The 21,976-nt window shown below is 62.8% G+C and carries 20 protein-coding genes; 4 read left to right on the top strand and 16 right to left on the bottom strand.

The genetic code is table 11. The features are described from left to right. Positions 1-243 precede the first annotated feature (243 nt). From AABQ55_RS33080 to AABQ55_RS33060, 5 genes are all read right to left on the bottom strand, one after another. Positions 244-1,266 carry an FAD:protein FMN transferase gene (locus AABQ55_RS33080; RefSeq protein ID WP_133037114.1) on the bottom strand — a complete coding sequence of 341 codons (1,023 nt, stop codon included), beginning with the start codon at positions 1,264-1,266 and terminating at the stop codon, positions 244-246. After that, a complete protein-coding gene (locus AABQ55_RS33075; RefSeq protein ID WP_133037113.1) occupies positions 1,247-3,454 on the bottom strand; it encodes a PepSY domain-containing protein in 2,208 nt (735 codons plus the stop codon). The genes AABQ55_RS33080 and AABQ55_RS33075 overlap by 20 nt, the downstream gene beginning before the upstream one ends. Before the next feature lie 12 nt (positions 3,455-3,466). Further along, positions 3,467-3,934, bottom strand: coding sequence for a DUF2271 domain-containing protein (locus tag AABQ55_RS33070; protein ID WP_272809018.1), 468 nt, complete (start codon positions 3,932-3,934; stop codon positions 3,467-3,469). A gap of 268 nt (positions 3,935-4,202) precedes the next feature. Further along, complete coding sequence (locus tag AABQ55_RS33065; protein ID WP_023513013.1) at positions 4,203-4,718, bottom strand: cytochrome b; 516 nt, start codon at positions 4,716-4,718, stop codon at positions 4,203-4,205. 54 nt (positions 4,719-4,772) lie between these two features. Next, positions 4,773-5,210 (bottom strand): PepSY domain-containing protein, encoded by a 438-nt coding sequence (locus tag AABQ55_RS33060; protein WP_023513014.1) that lies wholly within the window; start codon positions 5,208-5,210, stop codon positions 4,773-4,775. 104 nt (positions 5,211-5,314) lie between these two features. On the opposite strand from AABQ55_RS33060, the gene AABQ55_RS33055 reads away from it, so the two are divergent. From AABQ55_RS33055 to AABQ55_RS33045, 3 genes are read left to right on the top strand one after another with little or no spacing between them, the layout of a single operon-like run. Then, positions 5,315-5,974, top strand: a complete 660-nt coding sequence (locus AABQ55_RS33055; RefSeq protein ID WP_024271189.1) for a response regulator transcription factor — start codon at positions 5,315-5,317, stop codon at positions 5,972-5,974. Then, positions 5,971-7,299 (top strand): ATP-binding protein, encoded by a 1,329-nt coding sequence (locus tag AABQ55_RS33050; RefSeq protein WP_035219798.1) that lies wholly within the window; start codon positions 5,971-5,973, stop codon positions 7,297-7,299. The genes AABQ55_RS33055 and AABQ55_RS33050 overlap by 4 nt, the downstream gene beginning before the upstream one ends. Positions 7,300-7,343: 44 nt before the next feature. Continuing rightward, positions 7,344-8,609: an MgtC/SapB family protein gene (locus tag AABQ55_RS33045; protein ID WP_023513017.1), complete on the top strand. Its 1,266-nt coding sequence runs from the start codon at positions 7,344-7,346 to the stop codon at positions 8,607-8,609. A gap of 158 nt (positions 8,610-8,767) precedes the next feature. Here the strand turns inward: AABQ55_RS33045 and AABQ55_RS33040 are convergent, their stop codons facing one another. The 11 genes from AABQ55_RS33040 to AABQ55_RS32990 form a co-directional block, all read right to left on the bottom strand. Then, positions 8,768-9,007 (bottom strand): YdcH family protein, encoded by a 240-nt coding sequence (locus AABQ55_RS33040; RefSeq protein ID WP_023513018.1) that lies wholly within the window; start codon positions 9,005-9,007, stop codon positions 8,768-8,770. A gap of 35 nt (positions 9,008-9,042) precedes the next feature. Further along, positions 9,043-9,444 (bottom strand): hypothetical protein, encoded by a 402-nt coding sequence (locus tag AABQ55_RS33035; RefSeq protein ID WP_023513019.1) that lies wholly within the window; start codon positions 9,442-9,444, stop codon positions 9,043-9,045. A gap of 315 nt (positions 9,445-9,759) precedes the next feature. Then, the gene (locus AABQ55_RS33030) at positions 9,760-11,739 is read right to left on the bottom strand and encodes a heavy metal translocating P-type ATPase (RefSeq protein ID WP_023513020.1); all 1,980 of its coding nucleotides are present in this window, start codon (positions 11,737-11,739) and stop codon (positions 9,760-9,762) included. 2 nt (positions 11,740-11,741) lie between these two features. Further along, positions 11,742-12,437 carry a VIT1/CCC1 transporter family protein gene (locus AABQ55_RS33025; RefSeq protein WP_023513021.1) on the bottom strand — a complete coding sequence of 232 codons (696 nt, stop codon included), beginning with the start codon at positions 12,435-12,437 and terminating at the stop codon, positions 11,742-11,744. Between the two features lie 306 nt (positions 12,438-12,743). Beyond that, positions 12,744-13,061 carry a PepSY domain-containing protein gene (locus AABQ55_RS33020; protein WP_272809017.1) on the bottom strand — a complete coding sequence of 106 codons (318 nt, stop codon included), beginning with the start codon at positions 13,059-13,061 and terminating at the stop codon, positions 12,744-12,746. 139 nt (positions 13,062-13,200) lie between these two features. After that, positions 13,201-13,917, bottom strand: a complete 717-nt coding sequence (locus AABQ55_RS33015) for an ABC transporter ATP-binding protein (protein ID WP_024271190.1) — start codon at positions 13,915-13,917, stop codon at positions 13,201-13,203. Between the two features lies 1 nt (position 13,918). Continuing rightward, positions 13,919-15,121, bottom strand: a complete 1,203-nt coding sequence (locus AABQ55_RS33010) for an ABC transporter permease (RefSeq protein ID WP_272809016.1) — start codon at positions 15,119-15,121, stop codon at positions 13,919-13,921. Continuing rightward, on the bottom strand, positions 15,118-16,311 hold the full coding sequence (locus tag AABQ55_RS33005; protein WP_023513025.1) for an efflux RND transporter periplasmic adaptor subunit: 1,194 nt from the start codon (positions 16,309-16,311) through the stop codon (positions 15,118-15,120). The genes AABQ55_RS33010 and AABQ55_RS33005 overlap by 4 nt, the downstream gene beginning before the upstream one ends. Positions 16,312-16,429: 118 nt before the next feature. Beyond that, positions 16,430-17,035 carry a TetR/AcrR family transcriptional regulator gene (locus tag AABQ55_RS33000; RefSeq protein WP_023513026.1) on the bottom strand — a complete coding sequence of 202 codons (606 nt, stop codon included), beginning with the start codon at positions 17,033-17,035 and terminating at the stop codon, positions 16,430-16,432. A gap of 78 nt (positions 17,036-17,113) precedes the next feature. After that, the gene (locus AABQ55_RS32995; protein WP_272809015.1) at positions 17,114-20,314 is read right to left on the bottom strand and encodes an efflux RND transporter permease subunit; all 3,201 of its coding nucleotides are present in this window, start codon (positions 20,312-20,314) and stop codon (positions 17,114-17,116) included. Then, entirely contained in the window at positions 20,311-20,697 is a 387-nt protein-coding gene (locus tag AABQ55_RS32990; RefSeq protein WP_272809014.1) for a hypothetical protein, read from the bottom strand. Before AABQ55_RS32990 ends, AABQ55_RS32995 begins: the two co-directional genes overlap by 4 nt. A gap of 115 nt (positions 20,698-20,812) precedes the next feature. Here AABQ55_RS32990 and AABQ55_RS32985 point away from each other — a divergent pair. Next, positions 20,813-21,951 (top strand): IS3 family transposase gene (locus AABQ55_RS32985; RefSeq protein WP_306040543.1). Its coding sequence is split into 2 segments (ribosomal slippage): positions 20,813-21,071 and positions 21,071-21,951, totalling 1,140 coding nucleotides; the frame shifts between segments, so codons are not numbered across the junction. Positions 21,952-21,976: the final 25 nt, after the last annotated feature.

The following is a 21,976-nucleotide window of genomic DNA, read 5'->3' as shown; positions in this document are numbered from 1 at the left end:
AACCTGTGATGAAATAAACAGCAGAGAGATCAGAAATTAAACTTGATAAATTTCAAAAGGTTAAGCGTGCAAATCCGCGCCTCTCACGTTCTGGCGCATTCTCCACATCAACTGTCGCGATATGAAATCTTGGGTTGAATGGAATTTGGAAGCCGATACGGGGTCCCGTTACAACGTCGATTGACAAGAATAGCTGGCCAAAGTCCAGCCACCACCAGGAGGCACGGCCATTTTCCGGTCCTGTCAGTCCGAATTGTGCGATTGCTTCAAACTTTGCCCATAAACCTCAGGAACCCTTCGACAGGTCTCCCGGCCTGCCGAAAAAAGAGGTCCTGTCGCTATCGGCCGGACTCCGCCCGAGGCGTCTCGCAGAAGAAACAGCACGTCTAGGCCAAGGTGCTGGGCAAGCTCGGTCCCGGACGTCGGACCGAGAACCGTCAACGCGGTCGCCCAGGCATCGGCTTCAGCGCAGGTTCGCGCGACGACCGTGACCGAAGCGGGCGACGACAGTAGCGGCGCACCGCGGCGCGGATTCATGGTGTGCGAGAGACGGCGACCGTTCACGACAGTCCAATGCCGGTAATCGCCAGAGGTGGCGACCGCAGCCTCCTGCAAGGCGAGGACGGAGTGCGGCGCTCGACGGGCCGCGTCGGGACCTTCTACGGCAATGTTCCACGGTTCACCATCGGGGCGCAGACCGAGCGCCCTCATCTCGCCGTCAATTCCCACGAGGCCGGAAGTTATGCCGAAGCGCCCGAGGATCGCGACCAGCCGGTCGACGCCATATCCCTTGGCAATGCCGTTGAGGTCGATCGTGATCGGCGCGCGCTTGCGCACCGCCGCGCGAACAGGATCGAGCTCGAGCGCCACATGGGCGGGTTGGCGCGATGTCGCGAGTGCCTTCCGGATCAGGGCCCGGTCGGCCGCTTGCGGGCCAAAACCCCAGGCAACGACCGCATCGCCCACGCCGATATCGAAAGCTCCGCCCGACGCACGGCCGATTTCGAGCGCAAGATGCAGAACGTCTGCCAGACGCGCCGGCACATCGATCCAGTCGCCGACGGGACCGGCGTTCAACCTCATCAGAGCGCTGTCGGGCTTCCAGGTGGACATCTGCGCGTCCACCTCGTCCATTTCCGCCTGAAGAGCGTGCCGAACCGCCTCCGGATCGAACCCTGCCTCCGTGTAGAACAGCGCGGACCAGCGCGTTCCCATGGTCGGTCCGTTGAGCGCGTGCCTCATCGGATCAGTAGACGTCTTCGACATAGCGTCCCTCCGCCTTGAGCAGGGCCGGCGTCAACCCTACCGGCGCGAGAATCTCGGCAAGCGCCGCCGAAACGCCGACGGCCATATCCCGCCCACCACAGACCATGATGCGCGCGCCGCCGCGGATCATGGCCGCGATCTGGGCGGCTTCCTCAAGAAGAGCGTGCTGGACATAGCGCGGCATCCGCCCGCGCGAGCAGGCCCCGACGAGCCGGTGAAGGCGCCCTTCGCGATGCCAGCGCGTCAGTTCGTCCTTGTAGAGGAAATCACTGGCAGGATGACGCATTCCGAAGAACAGGTGGATCGGACGGCGACGCGCATTGGCGCGCACGAAGCCCGCCAGCGGCCCTATCCCTGTTCCAGCTCCGATCAGGATCAGCGGTATCCTGCTCCTGCCGGCATGGAAGCCGGGATTGGTTCGGATGAATGCGCGAACGGCACATCCTGGCTCCAGATTGAAGAGCTGCCCGGAACAGAGCCCCGCCGGATGCTTCTTCACGACGATCTCGATGAAGCCATCGCGCCGTCCCGAAGCCAGCGAGTAGAACCGGGGAACGGACGAGCCCTCGGGCAGCACGCCGAGAAGATCGCCTGCCGAAAACCGGCCGAAGCCACGCCCGGCCAACCGATGCCAGAACGGGACTTTGGGCAGCGCGAACTGCAGGATCACTGTCGGAGCTTGCACCTCCGCGCCGTATTCGCGCCGCGAAACGAGGGTCAGTGGGGAGGCCGCCGGCAAGGCTGGCCGATGGACAAGCTCCAGCCCGATCCCCATCGCCTCACCCAGCGATCGTCCCCAACGGGCAAAATCCTGCGGCGACTGCCGGTCGACGGTTTCGTATGGGATGAGCGTGCTCCCCCCTCGCGCCTCGGCGGCCCTCGCAACGACCTGGGCAAAGGCGCAGTAGGCCGGGAAGCTGCGGTCACCGAAGCCGAGCACGGCGATCGGAATGGTTGGCTCTACCGGCAGGGTTTGCAGGCGATCGAGAAACCCCCGCGCCGAAGCGGGCGCATCGCCATCGCCATAGGTTGCCGCAAGGATGACAATGCGCCGGGCATGCCGGTAGCGCTCAGGATCGAATGACGACATCGGCGCGGTGTGAACCGCCTGCCCGAGCTTCGTCAGCGCGGCGTGCAGTGTCGCAGCGAAGCTCCATGTGCTGCCGCTCTCACTGCCGACAAGCAGGATCGTTTCCGCACGTCCAGCCGTTACATTGCCGTGAATCCGTGGCCGCCCGCGCCGCCCCGCCAGCCACAGGATGAGGCCGGTGCCCGCCATCGCCGGCACGCCGAGCGCCATCATGCCGAGCACGAGGCCCAAGGCGGCCGCGCCGTGGCCGGTATGCAGCATATAGATGGTCTCCGAGAGACGCTGCCATCGGGTCAGGTCGCTCCAGGCCAGCAGCACGCCGGTGCCCTGATCCAGATAGCCCGTGCCGCGATCGGTCTTGAGCGTGAAGACATCCGTCGCATCGGCCGGATCGGGAAACGCCAGGCTGCGCAGTTCGGTGACCGGTGTCCGTTTCAGCAGGTCGATATGCGATGCGGCCATGCCGGTCCGGCCGCTCGCCTCAATGTGGGCGACGGGAGATATGGCGACGTCGGGAAGGAGATCGAATATCGACGCCGTCATCCACAATGCAGTGGCCGAGGACAAGACGAGGCCTGCGACGGCGACGCGCGCGATCTCGACATGCAATCTTCCGGCGAGCGGCCCGCGTATCGGCGCGAACCATCGCCGCCAGCCGCCAGCCCTGCGGGCAACGAGCATGGTGCCGGACACAGCCAGGACCAGCATGGCGGCAGCGCCCATTGCCGCTGCGATACGCCCGCCGTCACCGAGAAAGAGCGACCGGTGCAGACCGGTAAGCCACTGCTCGACGGCATTCGGATCGCTGGAGGCGACACCCAGCCCTGTTGCGGGATCGATGATGGCGGCCTGAGGTGCCCCATCCTCGAACCAGTAGGCGGTGATCTTACCGGAGGGCGCGCGACGTATCTGTTCTATTTGAGGGTGGATGGCGAGGATACGTCCGGCCAGCGTCCCGACGGAAAGCCCTGCCTCGGCCTGCGGGGCGGACAACCGTTCGGCGGCGGGAAACAGCGAGAGTGCTGCACCGCTAAGGCTCAAGACCAGTAGAAAAAGAGCGGCCAGAAGGCCTGGCCAGCGATGGATGGCACGGATCATGTCGTCCACCGCCTAGAAGGAGTAGGCAACGGTCGAAACGTAGCGTCGACCGCGAACAGACGCCTTTGCGCCCGCAGTGGTCAGGGGAACGGCGACCTCGTTGGGGCTGTCACGCATGTCCTCCACGGCTGCGTCGACATGCAGCGTGTAACCTGCGTCGAAAAGCGCATCGGCAAGGTCGAGCGAGATCTCCAGCGTGCGCCCCGCACCGACGCTGGCGCCGGTAATGCCGTCGATGCCAGCGCGGCCGCCAGTGGCGCGATACCAGCCCGATAGATGCTCGTAATATTTGGACTTGCCGCCAGCGACCCAGAGCGTGCCGGCATATTTGCCCTGGGGATCGGTGACATAGAGCGCGAGATAGGCGCCGTCGCCGCCATAGTTGGTCAGCGTTGTGGTCAATGTCACCGGCCGGGCCATGGCGAGGCCGGGGAACGTGAGGGCGGTTGTCATGGCGAGAGCTGCGAGAAGCGATTTCATGTCGGCTTGCCTTTTGCGAGGAAACGGTGTCCGGGTCGTCGCAGAGCGCCGACCCGTCCTCGTCACTGTGGCGAAGCCGCCTGAGAGCTGCCTGACGGTCATCGGGATTTTCCGTCAGCACTTCGTCAGGAAACATCGGACACGGTCAGGTCCGCAGCAGATGCAGGAGCGGCCGGCCTGTCGGCAGGCCAGCCGCGAAAACTCCGGGGACTGAACAAGACGGCAGCCAGCCACGCTCCGCTCAGGCGCGTGGCTGGCTGCCGCTGCGTTAGCGCGGAGACATCCGCTGCAACGTCCCGTCGCGCAGGACGTACTGGTGCCAGACCGCCATCGCGGCATGCAGTCCGGCAAGGTAGAGGATGATCGTGCCGGCATTCTCATGAATGTCCGCGATCAGGCCCGGTGCGCCCTGCACCCGCTCGGTGATCGCCGGAAGCTGGAAGCCGAAGAAAGAAACGGGAACACCGAGGCGCGACGCCGCGTACCAACCGCTCAACGGCAGGGCAATGAGGAACAGATACAACAGCACATGTCCGGCTTTGACGGCAAGGGCGAGACGGCCATTGGACTGCGGCGCGTCCGGGGTTCCGCCCGCAAGGCGCAGGATCAAGCGCGGAAGCACCAGGACGAGCACGGCCAACCCGAACGAGAAATGCAGCAAGGGCGGGTTTTCGGCCATATGACGGCCTCCCGTCGAGGTCAGCCAGGCCCCGAGGATCAGCAGGGCTGTCAGCCAGTGGATGACGATCATGCTTCTGGAATAACGGGCCGGATCATGAGGCATGGCGGGATCTCCTTGCGACGGTCGCAGCGCTTGAGCGATAGCGAGATGGGATTGCTACTTGATGGTGGTCTTGGGCCGCACGGTCGTCCCGAGCAGGGTGTTGGAGGATGTTCCGCCTACGGTGTCGTTCTGCGAGGCTGGCGGCCGCTGACGCCTCGATCCGTGACGGTCGTCATCGCGATCCCTGTGCCGGAACTTGACGATTTCGAGGGTTTCCGGATCGACCTTGGCCTTGAAAGCCAGGCCATTCCGGTCGGTTCCCCGGATTTCGTAACAGCCGTCATCGATCTTGATCCTGGCAACGGTCCAGCCTTGACTGGCGGCCATTGTTTCGACCGCTTCCCGCGGCTTCCATCGATCCATCGAGACATGGCAATCGTCGTCGTCAGCCTTGGCGATACCGGGACCGGAAAACGCCAGAACGAGGATCGCGGCCAGCAAATGTTTCATCGTTTCATTGTTCCTGATCAACGCGCTTTCGGGGGGAACCATGGCACGCTCTCCTGACGAACGCCTGAAGCAGCGATGGGGCGGTCTTCAGCAAACCGACAGCATCGGACGCTAGGCAGGAGGATGGCGAGACGGGTGACCCTGGGATGAGAGTTCTACTGATCGAAGACGATGCTATCCTCGGAAAGGCCGTGCGCGAGCAGGTTGCCGCCCTCCACTCGGTGGACTGGGTGACACGGCTCGATGCGGCGCGCGAACATCTCCAAAGCGCGGCATACGATCTCATCCTGCTCGATCTGATGCTCCCGGACGGATTGGGCATCGCCTTTCTCAAAAAGCTTCGAGCCGAGGGCAGCGTGACGCCGGTCATCATCCTGACGGCGCTCGACCAGATCTCCGACCGCATCGCGGGCCTCGATGCCGGCGCCGACGACTACATGATCAAGCCGTTCGATCTGTCGGAACTCTCCTCGCGGCTGAATGCGGTGGCGCGGCGATACAGCGGCAACCCGAATCCTCTCATCGAGATCGGCGACCTGCGCATCGATCTCGCCGCCCGGACCGTGATGCACGGCGCGCGCCCTGTTGAGCTTACCGGTCGCGAATGGGCGCTGTTCGAAGCATTTCTGCAGCGGCCCGGCATCGCGATGACCAAGGCGCAGCTCGAAGATCGGCTCTATGCATTCGGCGCAGAGGTCGAGAGCAATACGATCGAGGTTCACGTCAGCAGACTGCGCAAGAAGCTCGGCCACGGCGCGATCGATACGGTGCGGGGCATCGGGTATCGTCTTGGAACGGCAAGATGAAGCGGCCCAGGAGCCTGCAATGGCGGCTCTCGCTATGGCTGGGGCTAGGGCTAACGGTGTTATGGGCACTTGCCGCGGTCGTGACCGCGCAGATGCTGCGCCACGAAATGGACGAGGTGTTCGACAGCGCCCTCGAAGAGACGGCGCAACGCATCCTGCCGCTTGCGGCGATCGAGATCATCGGCCGCGATGCCGACGACACCGAACAGCGCGTTGCCACGCTCCGCCAGCACGACGAGTATTTCACCTATGTCGTGCGCGATGCCGCGGGCAAGGTTCTGCTGCGATCGCACAGCGCCGATCTCGCGGCATTCCCGCCGTTTTCCGGAATGGGCTTTGCCACGACGCCGACGCACCGCCTCTACTCCGACGCGACCCTCCAGCAGAATCTGACCATCACCATCGCGGAGCCCCTGTCGCATCGCCGGATGACCGCCGGGCGACTGTTGCTCGGGCTGAGCCTGCCGCTGGCCGTCATTGTCCCGCTCGGCTTGATCGGCATCTGGGTCATTGTCCGGCTGTCCATGACCCCGGTTCGGACCTTCCGCTCGCAGATCGAGGCGCGCGGCGGCGGTGATCTGACACCCATCGACGCGGAGGACCTGCCCTCGGAGATCGGCCCCGTCGCCAAAGCGGTCAACCACCTCCTGGACCGATTGACGCGTACCTTGCAGGCCGAGCGCAGCCTGGCGGCCAAATCGGCCCATGAGCTGCGGACACCGGTGGCTGCTGCACTGGCGCAGGCGCAGCGCATGATCGCGCAAGCGCCGGACGACGCCACGCGCGAGCGCGCCGAGGATATGCAGACCGCCTTGCGGCGCCTTTCCCGCCTCACCGAGAAACTCATGCAACTGGCGAGAGCCGAGGGCGGACGCCTTCTCGCCGAGGCGCCGGTCGAGATCGGCGCCATCCTGCGGATGGTTGTGAGCGAATTCGACGGGCAGGCCGAGACTGCAGGGCGCATCGACCTGACACTGCCAGACGCGCCGGTATTCGCAAGCATCGACGCCGACGCCTTCGCCATCCTGGCCCGGAACCTGATCGAAAACGCCCTCAAGCATGGCGTGCGGGACGAACCGGTCGCCGTCACCTTGTCGGCAGACGGCTGTCTGCGCGTCACGAACGCCGGCCCGGTCGTGCCTTCCGCAGTGCTTGCGCGGCTGAGCGAGCCCTTCGAGCGCGGTCAGGCTCTGGTGCGGGGGGCCGGCCTGGGGCTCGCCATCGCCCGGACCATTGCTGCCGGAACAAATGGACGGATAGAACTCCAATCTCCCGCAAGCGGCAGGATTGACGGGTTTGAGGCAAGGTTCTTCATAGACAAATGATCATCGACATCGACGCCAGATGCTGAAAGGCAACTCGGGAGACCATGGACACTGACGCCCTGCTCAGCCGCCTTGCGGTATCGCTTTCGATCGGTCTGCTGATCGGCCTGGAGCGTGGATGGCGTACCCGCAACGAGGAAGACCATCTGCGCGCGGCAGGTCTACGAACGTTCGCGCTGACCGGTCTCACCGGCGGCATTACCGGCGCCCTGGCCCGGCAGTTCGACTCTGGCCTCGTGATCGGTCTTGTTTTCCTCGGGTTCACCGCGGCATTCGCCTCCTACCACTGGCTCGAAGCGCGGGCCGAGCGAAATTACAGCGCGACATCCGTCGTCGCCGGCATAGCCACGTTCCTGCTGGGAACGCTTGCCGTCGTCGGCGACCTTGCAGCCGCCATCGCCGGGGCTGTTGCCACGGCTGTGCTGCTTGCCCTGCGCGAGCCGTTGCATCGTTGGGTCGCGTCGCTGAGCTGGAATGAGATCCGGTCGGGCCTGACGCTTCTGGCAATGACCTTTCTCATGCTGCCGATCCTGCCGAACAGGCCGGTCGATCCCTGGGGCACCGTCAATCCATATGAGATCTGGTTGCTGACCATCCTGATCGCCGCGGTCTCCTTCGCCGGCTACGTCGCCGTCCGCGTGTTCGGGGACCGGCTTGGCGTCCTGATGACGGCGATCGCGGGCGGGCTCGCCTCTTCGACAGCGACGACCTTGACGCTGGCAAGGCTTGCCCGCCGGCACCCCGAGTCCAGCACGCTGCTTTCCTGTGGCGTGCTTCTTTCCGGCTTGACCATGATCATCCGCGTTGCAGTCGTGGCGACGGCCTTGAACCCAAGCTTGCTTCCGCATCTCAAATGGCCATTGCTCATCGGCGGTGGCGTGCTCGCCATCGGCGCCGGGCTCCTGCTGCTACAAAGTCGCGGCTCCTCCGAACAGCCGGAACTTACGATCACCAACCCGCTGGAATTGGCGCCTGCCCTGAAAATGGGGACACTCATCACCGTGGTCATGGTGGTGTCGCATCTGCTTCAGCAGTCGTTCGGGAATGCGGGCGTTCTGGTGACCGCCGCCGCTTCGGGCATCGCCGATGTGGATGCGATTTCGATCTCCATGGCCCGCCTGGCGTCGCATTCGATCGAGCCCGGTCTTGCGGCAGATGCGATCCTGATCGCCGTGGCCATGAATACACTTGTCAAAGCCGTGATGGCGGCATGGGTCGGAGGCTCAAGGATCGGCGGGCCCGTCAGCGCCCTTAGCGTGCTCGGCCTTGCGGCCGGCATGGCAGCGTCTCTGTATCTTGGCCGTTCGTGAATTGAGGGGGAGATTGCGGCCGGGCATGCGGCCACACTCGGGCCTTGATGGGTCGGTCTGGTCGGCTGTAAGCGATGGTTTCGGGGAGAGTGGTGTCGCTGATCTCCCCGAAATCGGGTAATGCAAGCGGGGCAGCAAAACGCGGCCTCGCAGTCCCCTCACGCGTTGCGGAGCGATGCCACGATCTTGTCTTTTAACATCAGCCGCTGGCGGCGCAGATCGGCCTCGGCTGCTTCGGAAATGGCGTCGAGACGTGTCTCGGACCGATGAATCTTGTCGTTCACCGCGTCATATTCCGTCAAAACATGCGCAAACTCCGGGCTTTTCGCCTTCAGGGCATGAATGGCGTCCATCTGGTCTGGGAATTCGTCGCCAAGAGTGTGAGGTGTATTCGACAAGGTTCTTTCTCCTTTTCTGCAATTTCGCCCCGGCGTCAGGGCTTTTCGACGCGCGCGACCTGATAGGTGACAAACGCGCCTTCCCGCCCGACCGAGATGTATTCGCCAAGACGGAAGCACTCCTCGCCCAGGCGGAAACCGATCTCGTCGTCCCGATCACCCGGCTCGTAATCGAAATACCACTGCCCGCCGGGCTTGCGCCGCAACAGCCCGATGCGGGCCGTCTTACCGTCCCGAAAATATCGGACGCGACAGGCGTCGCGAGATTTCTTCCATTCCAGCGGATCAAGGAATCCTTCGTGGTTGAGCGGAACCAGAAGATCATAGCCTTCTTCCCGATCTCCCTCCGGATGGTCTTTGCCGCGAGCGAGAACCAACCGCACGTGGTGGAAACTTGAGGGTAGTTCTTGTGCCTTGACCACGATCCGATCCTTCATTTCCCCCCTGATACACCATTGGCAAAGGAACGTTCTTGATCTGGCGCAAGTGAGACGAGGCATGTGTTATCCGATGCCGGCGACTATCCGGAACGGTCGAGATGGGCCTGCGTCAGGATGACCGCGCCGATCGCCGCAGGCTGAACCGGAAGCTTCTCCCAGTTAAGCTCGCGCAGGTTCTTGAGCCCCTGGAACAGCCCGCAGTCGATAAGGATGCGGTGGCGCGCCGAGCGATGTCAAAGTCAGCATCGGTGTCCCTTTGCGGTTTTTAGGACAGGGAAGGTCCGGCTGCCGCCCAATCAGCACTGGGTCCAATCATGGTGTGGTGGGCGAGGTCGCCCGCGATCCGGACGTGCTGCCCGTTTGATCCTGGAACTCATATTGACGAGAATGGTGGAGATAGCCGTCGGTGGCGCGGATTCGGTCCGACAGGAGGCGTAGGCCATTCAGCACGACCAGAACGGTGCCGCCTTCGTGTCCGATCACCGCGAGCGGAAGCGGCAGGTCGAAGAACAGGCCGCCGGTCACAAGTACCAGCATGGCGCCGATCGCGAGGACGAGATTCTGTCGGATGATGACGGCCGTCCGCCGTGCAAGCCGGTGCGCATCGGCCAGCTTCTTCATGTCTTCCGACAGCAGGGCGACGTCGGCGGCCTGCAGTGCGACGTCCGACCCCGCCGCGCCCATGGCGATGCCGACGTCGGCGCGAGCCAATGCGGCGGCATCGTTGACGCCATCGCCGACGAAAGCGACCTTGCCATCACGCGCGAGGTCGCCGACCTGGAGCACCTTGTCCTGCGGCAGCATCTCGGCATGAACCTCGCCGGGCGCAAGGCCAAGTTCCGTACCGATGCGCAAGGCCACCGGCCTGCGGTCGCCGGTCATCATCACGATGCGGTTGACGCCACCGGCGCGAAGCGCGGCCAGCGCCGGGGCTGAGCTGGCTCTTGCTTCGTCCGCAACACTGACCGCCCCCAGAACGGTCGCACCGCGCCCAAGATAGACCACGGTCTGAGAACTGTCGGCGAGTTCACGGAACGCCGGATCATCGACGGAGGCGCCCATGTCCTCGACGAGGTGAGCGTTGCCGGCCCATATCGGGCCGAAGGAATCGTAGCCGACGATGCCGGCGCTCGGATGCGACGTAACGTCCACGACCGCCACCGGCTCAACGCCATGAACCAGGGCCTCACGACGGATGGCGGCAGCGATGTGATGCTCGGAATGCGCTTCCAGCCCGGCAAGGAGCGAAAGGAAACGGCGATCCTCACCATCCAGGGCGACAATGCGCGTGACCTCTGCACGTCCATTGGTCAGGGTCCCGGTCTTGTCGAACGCGAAGGTATCGACAGCGGCGAGCGTTTCGAGCGCACCGCCCCCCTTGAACAGCACGCCGCCTCGCGCCGCGGCGGAGAGCGCCGACAGGATCGCTGCCGGGACTGAGATGACGATCGCGCAGGGACTGGCGGCGACCAGGAGTGTCGCGGCCTTGTAGAGGGCCTGTTCCCAGTCGCGGCCAAGCCAATAGAAGACCGCAAGGGCCAGAGCGGAGCCCAGCAGGACACCGACCGTATAACGCTGGCCGAACCACGCGCTGAAGCGCTCGGACGGCGCCTTCGCTTCCTGCGCCTCGGTGACGAGCTGGATCATGCGCGCGATCGTGCTGTCGCCGACCGTCCTGGTGACGGTCACGTCAAGGACCCCGTCAAGATTGACGGTCGCCTCGAAAACCTGCTCGCCCGGTTCCTTGGAGACCGGCATCGACTCACCGGTGATATTGGCTTCGTCGATTCCGCCACGGCCATGCAGGATCACACCGTCGGTCGGCACGCGTGCGCCCGGACGCAGCACCACCACATCGCCGACGGCAAGCTCCGCAGCAGGAACCTCCACCGTGGTCCCGTCCTCTCCTTTGCGGAAAGCCGTCTCCGGCCGGAGCGCCATGAGCGCCTCAACAGCCCTGCGCGCGCGTCCCAATGCCTGGTGCTCAAGCGTGGTCGACACGCTGAACAACGTCAGCAACACCGCGCCTTCGAACGGCGCCCCGACGATCGCCGCCGCCACGGCCGCGACGACCATCAGAAGATCGATGTCGAGGATATGATCGCGCCACAACGCCGTCAGGGCGCTCCAGGTGGCGGGAAGCCCTCCGGCCAAATAGACCATCGCCAGACCGGGAGATCTTAGAATGGAAAGGCCTTCCGCCGGCGGCCAGGTCCCGGCGACGGCCAGCATCATCCCGAGGACCGCAATTGCCGACATGACGGTCTGGAAATCGAGCGACAGACGTTTCATCGTCACACCGCCCGGCCGATCACGGAGCCGATCAATGCGGTCGAGGCCATCGCGACAGCGCCCCAGAACACCACCCGGATAGTCGGTTTCCAGATGCTGGCGCCGCCCGCCCGTGCCCCGATTGCGCCGAGGATGGCAAGACCGATGAGGCAAGCAAGGGACACGGTCCATGCAGCCGTTCCGGCCGGCGCAAGCAGGGCGACGATCAACGGCAAAGCCGCACCCGCCGCAAACGTGACCGCCGAGGTCAGCGCAGCTTGAACCGGTCTTGCCATCACATGGCTCGCCAATCCGAGTTCATCCCGCGCATGGGCTTCGAAGGCATCCTTCGCCATCATCTGTTCGGCGACCTGCCGGGCCAGCTCTGGGGCCACGCCGCGCTGCTCGTAGATTGCCGCGAGTTCGGCCAACTCGGCCTCCGGCTGCGTCGCCAGCTCGTGCCGTTCCCGCGCCATGTCGGCTTCCTCGGTATCGGCCTGCGAACTGACCGACACATATTCGCCCGCCGCCATCGACATCGCCCCGGCCACCAGACCGGCAACACCGGCAACAAGGATCTCATGCGAGGCGTTGGTCGCCGCGGCGACACCGACGATCAGGCTCGACGTCGAGATCAACCCGTCATTGGCACCCAGTACAGCCGCCCGAAGCCAGCCTATCCGTTCGATGAGATGATTTTCCTTGTGAAGGGCGCGCATGAATGGTGCTCCGAGCAGTGATTGTGTGTGCAGCGGGATGATGCTGCGTCGACGCAACCTCATTCCGTGATGGAAGGAAAACGCAGAAAAATGTTCAGTTTAGAATTATTCTAACTAAAGGACTAATTCAAGATACAACCGGCCTTTGGAACCTCACTCGCCAACCACACGGTCTACGGCCATTGGGCGATCACCGGATCCCGGCAGGTCTGCGATCAAGACCAAGATCGCTCGCCCGCCGGACGACCCGGTGTCACCCACAGATAGACAGCTTCGAGGCTAAGCCTACTCGCAAGGCAACCATCGCTAGTCCAATTCCGTCTCCGGCGACGTACCGATGGTACTGCCATCGCCGAAGCGCTTGACGCTGCCATCGACGACCTCGAGCGTTGCGGGATCGATCTTCACCTTGAGGACGTTCCCGCTGGTGTCAGTGACCCGAAGTTCGTAGCAGCCATCGTCGATCTTCATCTTGTCGATGGTCCATCCGAAGTCGCCCGCAAGCTTCCCGAGAGCTTCGAAGGATTGCCTCTTCTGAGGCGGAACGTCGCACGCCTCTCCAGCAAACGCAGCCGTTGCCGGAAACACCGCGAGCAATGCAAGCACTGCCAATGTCTTTCTCATGATTTCTTCTCCTGGGCTGTGTTGTCGATGGAGGAAATCATGCACAGAGGGACTGACGGGCTACTGAAGATCGGCAGAAATTGCCGTCAGCTTCCGGTCAGCAAACACCGCCATCGTTGCAGCGGAAAGATAATCGTTCTCACGGGCCCGTTTCGAAGCCGCGCCCTTCGCCTGCTTCTTCGTGGGTGACCCCGTCGCGGATGTGGTAGATGCGCCTGAAGGTGGGGATGATCTTTTCGTCGTGCGTGACGACGATGATCGCCGTTCCGAATTTCACGGCCATGTCGTTGAGGATCCGGATCACGGTCAACGCGCGCACACTGTCGAGCGGGGCGGTCGGCTCGTCGGCAAGAATGACAGGCGGCCGGTTGACCAATCCGCGCGCGATGGCAACGCGCTGTTGCTCGCCGCCGGAGAGCTGCGATGGCATCGCATCGGCTCGGTGCTCGACATCGAGTGCTTTTAGAAGCTCTCGCGCGCGTTGGCGTGATTCATGATTTGGGATGCCGGCAAGCATGGGAAGCAGGGCGACATTGTCGGTCACGTCCAAAAAGGGAATGAGGTAAGGCGCCTGGAAGACAAAACCGATCTTGTCGCGCCTCAACGCACGCAGATCGCGGATCTTCCATCCATCGTCATAGATCAGCTCGTCACCAAGGGTCATCCGCCCACCGCTCGGGTCGATGACCGCCCCCAGAGCTTTGAGTAAGGTACTCTTCCCAGAACCCGACGGTCCAATCAAACCGACGACCTCGCCGGGCGCGACCCGCATATTGACGTCTTTGAGGGCATCGACGGCGGTGGAGCCGCTGCCATATCGCTTGCGGATTTTCTCGATCAGTATCCCGCCGCCCATCTCAGCCACCGATCGCCTCGGCGGGGTCGACCTTCAACGCCATCCGGATCGCGACGATGCTGGCGAGCGCGCATATGCCGATGACAACGATAACGCCGATGATCGTATCGGCGGAAAGAAGAAGGACGAATTTCGGAAACAACGGCGCTGCAAAGGTCGCCGTGATCTTGCCAACGACGAAGCCGATCAGCCCGAGCACGATTGCCTGCTGCAGGATCATGGATGCGATCGTGCGATTGCGGGTACCGATCAGCTTCAGCACAGCGATCTCGCGTATCTTGTCCATTGTCAGTGTGTAGATGATGAAGGCGACGATCGCTGCGCTGACAACGGCCAGGATCGCGAGGAACATGCCGATCTGCTTGGCCGAGGTGGCGATCAGCTTACCGACCAGAATCTCCTCCATCTGCGGGCGGGTGTAGACCGTCAGTCGCTTCCACCTCGCGATGTCTGTCGCGATCCGGTCCTGGTCGTATCCCGGTTTGGTGCGCACCAGAACGGCGTTTACATAAGGGTTGCTGTTTTGCGAGGCGATGATGGCGTCCAGCAAGCCGGGAACGCCCGGCCGATTGAACTCGGGATTCTCGCTAGTGCGCCGGCGCTGACGGACAATGGAGTCGTTGTCCTTGAGGAATTGCGCTTCCTGCGCGTCCTTCAGCGGGATGAAGACCATCGGGTCGCCGCCCGACGACACCGTCCGTCGCGTCAAACCCACAACGGTAAAATGGTTCCTTCGGACAACGATCCTGTCTCCCAGAGAAAAACCAGTGGCGACATCGGCAACCGCCTCGTAGTGGCTGCGCGTGATGTGCCGCCCGGCGACAAGGAAGGGCGGTCGGCCAGGTGTCGCCATGTCCCCTGGCGCAACGCCCACCACCATGGATCGCACGTCGGAGGTTCCTTTGCGGACCTGCATTGTAAGATAAGTCACGTTGGCGGCTCGCTCGACACCGGGGATCGCCAGGATCATGCGGTAAATGTCATCGTTGATGCTCGAGGACTCGGCGTATGGACCGAGCGTGTTCTGCTGGACAACCCACATATCGGCGCCACTATTGTCGAGCAGCACCTTGCCGTCATCGACCATCCCCCGATAGACGCCTGCCATGGTGAAGGTCACACCGATCAGCAGACCCAGACCGACACCCGTGAAGACAAACTTCCCCCAGGAATGCAAAATGTCGCGTCCGGCAAGACTGATCATTTGAGGAGCTCCGCCGGATTGTCAGCGACACGAATGCGGCTCGTGCTGAGCAATTTCGAGGCGCTGTAGACGACAATCTCGTCGCCAATTTTCAGACCCTTCGTGATCTGCACGGTTCCTTCCAGGTCGGCAGCCCCCAGTTGGACAACCGTAAACCGGATCTTCCCACCTTCGATCTTCCAGACACCCAACTTGCCGCCGAGGTTCTGGACCGCGGCATTCGGAATGGTCGGCGAGGCGGCGATCTCGGGCAGGGCGACCGATACTTCGGCCAACTCGCCAATTGAGGGCAGCGGCACGGGAAGCGTGTCGAAGTTCACCTTTGCAAGATTTTCTTCCGTCACCGCATCCGCAAGGACTTCCACCCGCGCAACGCTTCCCGGTAATCCCTCGCCGGCGCGTGAGCGCAGCGCGATCGTGGCGGGCAAATCCTGCCGCAAGCCCGTGGCGGCAATCTGATCGAACCTGGCATTGATCCAGAGATTTTTTGGATCAATCATTTCCACGACCGATTGGCCTGCGACCACGGTCGTTCCCGGTTCTGCTTTTCTTGCGGAAACGACACCGTCTACCGGCGCAAGCAGAACCAGGTTCTCCCGCTGCTTGACCAGACCGTCACGGTCGGCGCGGTTACGATGGAGATCCTGCTGCGAAGCGAGAAGATTGGACTGAGCGGCCGAGAGAGCGGCCTGCGCCACCTCGCTCTCTTGCCGCTTCGTTTCGACTGCGACCTCACTCACGGCGCGGGTCTTCCAGAGTTCTTCATACCGCTTCGCCTGAGCAAGTGCGTAATCCTTGCGCGTCCTGGTATCGACCACCTGCGCTTCGGCGACTTTGATCGACGCTTCCGCTCGGCCGATCGCCGCTTCAAGTGCCGCGATGCGGGCATCAAGGTCTACCGGGTCCATTTCGGCCAGGGTCTGGCCGGATCGAACCTGATCACCCACATCAACAAGAATCCTGCCGATACGTCCCGCGCTGGTGGGGCCGATCTTGTAGGAGAAACGCGCTTCGACAGTGCCAATGCCGAACAACGCCGGTGAAATCGAACGGGCCTCGACGACGGCAGTCGTAACGGACACCGGCGCGAGAGGGCCGGAGCGCAGGACCACATAGCCAAACAAGGCCGCGGTCACAGCTCCAACGCCAATGAGCAACAGTGTGCGGCGCTGCAATGAAGGCAGTTTCATCGACCTGCCTCCAGGCAAATCTGCGTCATTGAATGATCTGCGATGGGGGTGACGCGCCTCGCTGACGACGTCTTGATCGAGCGAACGGGAGATTTCGTCGCCGAGGAATGCCGATCGATCATCTCGGCACCTCGACAGCGCGCCGATACAACGCAAAAACACCTGGGGCGATTGCACGTATCTGCGCAACATCGCCAACTAGCAGGGATTGCATGACAAGACCCTGGATCGCCCCGATGAAGAGCGCTACGGCGGCCTTGTCATCCAGCGTGTCGGCGAATTCACCCTGCTCCTTGCCGTCCGCGATGAGCCGCCCGAGACGCTCGCCGTAGCGTTGGATCAAAGTATGCGCCATTCGCTTGGCAAGGGTCTGCTCCGCGCGCTGCAGTTCGCCGAACAGCATCCTGGGCACACCGGGATGTTCCATGATGAACTCGATATGCGCGAAGAATGCCGCTTCCAGTGCGTCAATCGGAGAGGACGTCGCGGACGTGGCCTTGTCGATGCGCGCCAGAAGGCGCTCCGCTACCCACTCCATAACCGCCTGAAGAATGGCGTCCTTCGATGGGAAGTGCCTGAACAAGGCGCCTTGTGTCACACCCATGCGCTGCGCGATCGCTCCGGTCGTAATGTCCGCAGGGTTTTGTTCGGCCGCCAGATCGATGACGGTCTCGACGGTCACCCTGCGTCGTTCCGGAGCTGAGAGGTTGGTCGAGCGCGGCATCAGCGGTTACCCCAAAGATAGTAATTAATTACTATCTTACAATTTAGACCATTTTTCAAGAGGCTATGCAAGCGCCGATCATTTCAGCGCCACATAGATCGCCGGAATGACGAGCACCGTGAGAAGCGTCGAGGAGACGAGACCGAACAGCAGCGCGATGGCGAGCCCCTGGAAAATCGGGTCGGTCAGGATCACGCCCGCGCCGATCATCGCGGCGAGCGCGGTCAGCAGGATCGGCTTGAAGCGGACGGAGCCGGCCTCAAGCAGTACATCGACCATTGGCCTGCCCTGCCCCCCGGAATGGCGGATGAAATCCACCAGCAGGATCGAATTGCGCACGATGATGCCGGCAAGCGCGATGAACCCGATCATCGAGGTTGCCGTGAACGGCGCCGCGAACAGCCAATGCCCGAGCATGATGCCGATGAAGGTGAGCGGGATCGGCGTCAGGATGACCAGCGGAAGCTTGAACGAGCCGAACTGCGCGACCACAAGGATATAGATGCCGAGGATCGCCACCATGAACGCCGCGCCCATGTCGCGGAAAGTAACCCAAGTCACCTCCCACTCGCCATCCCAGAGCAGGATCGGGCGGGTTTCGTCATCGGGCTGACCGTGGAGCGCGATCACCGGCTTCGGAACATTGCCCCAATCCGCCTTGGAAATCGCATCGTTCACGGCGAGCATGCCGTAGATCGGCGCTTCGTAAGCGCCGGCAAGCTCTGCCATGACCATCTCCGCCGCCCGGCCATTGTGCCGGAAGACAGGATACGATGCCGGCTGCTCGGAGACCGACACGACGTCGCCGAGTTCGACGACACCAAGGCCCGCCGGCAGCGCGTTGGCCGGGACCGGCGTGGTGAGCGCGCGTTCGTCGATCACCTTCTCACCCTTCGGCAGGGCGATGCGGATCGGGATCGGCTGACGGCCGCCGCCGCGATGCGAATAGCCGACCGTGGTGCCGCCATAGAGATAACGCAACGTGTCATAGACGTCGGACTGCTCGACCCGATAATAATCGAGATTGTCCTGGTCGATCGCGACACGCATACGCTGCGGCTGATTGTGGTAGCTGTCGTCGACGTCGACGATGAAGGGCACGCTCTTGAAGGCCTCGCGAACCTTTCCGGCGACGGCACGGCGCGTCTCGGCGTCCGGTCCGTATATCTCAGCCAGCAGCGTCCCCAGCACAGGCGGGCCAGGCGGCGGTTCCACCACTTTCGCCACTGTTCCCTGCGGCAGCGCAAGGCCCTCGAGGCGCTTGCGAATATCAAGGGCGATCGCATGGCTCGCGCGGCCGCGCGAGCCTTTGGGCAGAAGGTTGACGACGATATCGCCCTGCTGCGGTTCGGCGCGCAGATAATAGTGCCGCACCAATCCATTGAAGTCGAAAGGTGACGCTGTTCCGGCATAGGTCTGGAAGGATACGATCTCCGGCATGTCGCCCAGCCGCTCCACCATTTGCTGCAATGTCCGGTCCGTATCCTCGACCGAAGAGCCCTTGGGCAGGTCGACGATCACTTGAAGGTTGGTCTTGTTGTCGAAGGGCAGCAGCTTGGCGGTGACGTGCTTGGTGTAGAGAAGGCCAAGCGACGCGATCGTGGCCATGCCGACGACCAGCAGGAACGCCCAGGCCCGGGCGCGGCTCCGCAGGACAGGCCGCGCGACCATCGCGTAAATTCTGCCGAGACGCCCTCCATCGGCCGCGGCATGAGCGTGTCCGCGCACTGCCTCCTTCCGGCCGAGCTTCATCATCAGCCAGGGCGTAAGGATCACCGCGACGAAGAAAGAGAACAGCATCGCTGCCGAGGCGTTCGCCGGGATCGGGCTCATATAGGGTCCCATCATCCCCGACACGAACAACATCGGAAGGAGCGCAGCCACGACGGTCAGCGTGGCGACGATGGTCGGGTTGCCGACCTCGGCAACGGCGTCGACAGCGGCCGCGCTGCGCGATCGGTCGTCCTGCATGGCCCAGTGGCGGGCGATGTTCTCGATGACGACGATGGCGTCGTCGACCAGGATGCCGATCGAAAAGATCAGGGCGAACAGGCTGACACGGTTCAGCGTATAGCCCATGAGCCAGGACGCGAAGAGCGTGAGCAGGATGGTGATCGGAATGACGACCGCGACCACCATCGCCTCGCGCAAGCCGATGGCAATGGCGACCAGGAAGACGATCGAGACGGTTGCGAGCCCAAGATGGAACAGGAGCTCGTTCGCCTTCTCGTTGGCGGTCTCGCCGTAATCGCGCGTGACCGTCATCTCGACATCCTTCGGAAAGATCTGGCCGCGGGTCTGCTCCAGACGCTTTACGATATCATCGGCAATGACCACGGCATTGGTGCCTGGCCTCTTGGCGATCGCAAGAGAAACCGCCGGAACCCTTTGCAGCCCATCTGCTGTCGAACGGACATCGGTGACACGGGCCTCCGCCGGCGAGGTGGCAAGGACCGTTTTTGCGACATCGCGCACATAGACGGGCCTGCCGTCGCGCGCGGTGAGAAGGATGTTGCCAATTTCGGAGAGCTCCTGCAGCGTCTGCCCGGCAACAATCGCGCGCTGCTGGCCGCCTTCGCGCACCGTGCCGACGCGGAAGGAACGGTTTGCCCCCTCGATCTTGGCGGCGAGTTGCTGAAGGGTGATGCCATAGAGCGAGAGCTTTTCCGGATCTGGCTCGACCTCGAACTGCTCGGGCTGCTCGCCAGCGATATAGGTGAGGCCGATATCAGGCAGCTTGGCGACCTCGACCTGCAGCTCGTGCGCCAGCCTTGTCAGCCCGTTGGCGGTCCAGTGCCCGGCGCTCTTCTGTGTTGGCCGCAGCGTAACGACGACGATCGCCACATCGTCGATCCCGCGTCCTACGATCAGCGGATCGGGAATGCCGACGGGGATGCGGTCCATGTTCGCCCGGACCTTCTCATGCACCCGCAGGATCGCGGCATCGGCATTGGTGCCGACCTTAAACCGCGCCGTGACGAGCGCACCATCATCCTCGGTCTGGGAATAGACGTGTTCGACGCCGTCGATCGCTTTGACGATGGTCTCGAGCGGTTCGGTTACGAGCTTGACCGCATCCTCGGTCTTCAAGCCGTTCGCCTGTACGCGGATATCGACCATCGGCACCGAGATCTGCGGCTCCTCCTCGCGCGGCAACGATACCAGTGCAACCAGCCCCAGGACGAAGGCGGCCAGCAAGAAGAGCGGCGTTAGCGGCGAGCCGATGAAGGCACGGGTCAAGCCACCGGCCAGACCGAGATTAAGTCTTGGCGGCGTCATGGCAGCACGATCCGATCGCCGTCATGAAGGCCGGTGAGGATTTCGATGCGGGGCTGGCCGTTATCTTCGAAACGCTCGCCGATGATGACAGCCACATCGATCGCGCCCCCTATTCCAGCGACACGTACGTAGTCGATCCCATGCAGCGTCCGCACCGCTTCCGGCGGCACAGCAAGCACGGAGCGCTTGCCCACCGGGATCGATACGAGGGTCCTCTCATTGACGAAATAATCGCCGATGCCGGCGACCTCGACATCGGCGGTGACACGTCCATCGACGATTTCTGGGTAGACCTTGACGATCCGACCCGGAAGCCTCGTTTCGGATTGATCCGGCGACCGTTTCAGGCCGCGCTCGCCGACTGTGACATTTGCTCCCTGCACGATATCGGCCGCATGGCGCTCCGGCAGAGAAAGAGGTGGCTCGGGAAATCTGCACAGCGGGGATAAGTGGAGTTTCTGCCTGACTTCGGCTTAGATGCCGGGAACAGGAGAGACCATGACGAGACGACCGCGCCGGAACCATAGCCCGGCTTTCAAGGCGAAGGTGGCACTTGCCGCCATCCGAGGTGAGCAGACGCTGGTGGAGTTGTCCCAGCAGTTCGATGTGCACGCCAACCAGATCAAGCAATGGAAAGACCAGCTCCTTGAGGGGGCGACAGGTGTGTTCGGCGATGAAACGAAAGCGGAGCCGTCGGGTCCGACCATCGATGTCAAAACGCTGCACGCGAAAATCGGCGAACTGACACTGGAGAACGATTTTTTATCCGGTGCGCTCGGCAAGGCGGGATTGCTGGGCGGAAAGAAATGATCGACCGCGAGCACAAGCTATCCGTCGTGCGCCAGGCGAAGCTTCTCGGCTTCAGCCGTGGCAGCGTCTACTATCTGCCTCTTCCGGTGTCTGACGGCGATCTGGCCCTTATGCGCCGGATTGACGAATTGCATCTCGACTACCCCTTTGCCGGAAGTCGGATGTTGCAAGGGCTCTTGAGAGGAGAAGGTCTGGAGACCGGGCGGCGACACGTCGCCACGCTGATGAAGAAGATGGGCATCGAGGCGATCTACCGCCGCCCGAACACCTCGAAACCAGCGCCAGGGCACAAAATTTATCCCTACCTCCTACGAAAGCTGGCAGTCACCCGGCCCAATCAGGTGTGGGCAATGGACCTGACCTACATCCCCATGGCGCGGGGATTTGTCTATCTGTGCGCCGTCGTGGACTGGTTCAGCCGGAAGGTCTTGTCATGGCGGTTGTCGATCACGATGGAAGCAGCCTTCTGCATCGAGGCGGTGGAGGAGGCACTTGCCCGTCATGGCAGGCCGGAAATCTTCAATACCGACCAGGGATCGCAGTTCACCTCCATCGACTTCACCGCCGTGCTGAAGAGGTCACAGATCGCCATCTCGATGGATGGCAAGGGTGCGTGGCGAGACAATGTCTTCGTCGAGCGGCTCTGGCGTTCGATCAAATACGAGGAAGTCTACCTCCATGCCTACAAGACTGTGTCCGAGGCACGCGCTGGCATCGGCCGATATCTGAACTTCTACAACACCAGACGCCCACATTCATCCCTTGACCGGCGGACGCCGGATCAGGCCTACTTCAACGCGCTGACACCAATGATGGTGGCCGCATAATCGAGGCGGAAATCCACTTAGCGAA

This window comes from Shinella sp. WSD5-1 (genome assembly GCF_963942435.1).
Classification (GTDB): Bacteria; Pseudomonadota; Alphaproteobacteria; order Rhizobiales; family Rhizobiaceae; genus Shinella; species Shinella yambaruensis.
This window is presented reverse-complemented; position numbering and strand designations above follow the sequence as displayed.